The organism is Synechococcus sp. R55.7 (genome assembly GCF_047461955.1).
Lineage (GTDB): Bacteria > Cyanobacteriota > Cyanobacteriia > Thermostichales > Thermostichaceae > Thermostichus.
Map to the genome: position 1 here is coordinate 1 of NZ_JANSIC010000364.1, position 1,184 is coordinate 1,184.

A 1,184-nucleotide genomic window follows, 5' to 3' on the forward strand; every position below is an offset into this window, starting at 1 on the left:
TTACGCCTTGCGGCACTAGATCCTAAGTCTAGCGCGTCTGCCGTTCCGCCACGTCACTCTCACCCATGCTAGCTCGCCCTCTGGGCCAGGGCGACCTGTAGGGCAGCAGTCTCAGCATCATCGTCATCTCGAATCGGAATCCCGCTCCAAGTCGCGAAAAAGAGGTGTGCTCAGGTAGCGTTCCCCAAAACTAGGCTGGATCATTACAATCCGCTTGCCAGCGTTTTCCGGTCGCCGCCCCACCTGGATGGCTCCCGCCAAGGCAGCCCCAGTGGAAATGCCGGAGAGGATCCCTTCTTCTTTGGCCAGGCGCCGGCTGTAGACCATGCTCTCTTCATCTTCCACTGGGATCACCTCATCCAGCAGGTCGCGCCGCAGCACATCAGGCACGAATCCCGCTCCGATCCCTTCAATGCGATGAAAGCCGGGCCGTCCACCACTCAAGACGGCACTGGCCTTGGGTTCAACGGCCACCAGTCGAATGGCTGGGTTTTTCCCCTTCAAAAACTCGCCCGCCCCCGTGATGGTGCCGCCGGTACCTACCCCTGCCACCAGGATATCCACTTGACCATCGGTATCTTCCCAAATTTCCGGGCCGGTGGTTCTGGCATGGATCTGGGGGTTGGCGGGATTGGTGAACTGGCCCAACATGTAAGCGTTGGGAGTGCGGCGGACGATCTCTTCAGCCTTCCAGATGGCTTCCCCCATGCCGCCGGCGCTACTGGCCAGGTGCACCTCTGCTCCGTAGGCTTTCAACAGCAGTCGCCGCTCCAGGCTCATGCTCTCAGGCATGACGATGATGAGCCGGTAACCCTTGGCAGCAGCGGCCATGGCCAGGCCAATGCCGGTATTGCCAGAGGTGGGCTCCACCAAGATGGTCTTGCCGGGGGTGATCAAACCGGCCTGTTCGGCAGCCTCGATCATGCTGACGGCAATGCGGTCTTTCACCGAAGCGGCAGGGTTAAAGCTCTCCAATTTCACCACGATCTCGGCCAGGCACCCCTCCGATTGCGGGATCCGATTCAACCGCACCAGCGGGGTGCGACCGATGAGCTGGGTGATGTTGGCGGCGATTTTCATGGCTAACAAAAAGGAAGAAACCATCGCGGCAGTGGGCCCTAGCCCTTAACTCCGGAGCAACCGAGGGCCTTACGCGAGGCTAACCCTTGAATAAGCTCCTTGGC

Annotated in this window: 1 protein-coding gene; it reads right to left on the reverse strand. The window is 60.2% G+C overall.

All coding sequences use genetic code 11. The features are described 5' to 3' along the window. Positions 1-123: 123 nt before the first annotated feature. On the reverse strand, positions 124-1,080 hold the full coding sequence (cysK, locus tag NW820_RS12505; protein WP_414407658.1) for a cysteine synthase A: 957 nt from the start codon (positions 1,078-1,080) through the stop codon (positions 124-126). Between the last annotated feature and the right edge of the window lie 104 nt (positions 1,081-1,184).

What these genes read in the sequence shown, in the direction of transcription:
- cysK (WP_414407658.1), bottom strand. Translation starts at nt 1,080, where the DNA reads ATGAAAATCGCCGCCAACATCACCCAGCTCATCGGTCGCACCCCGCTG.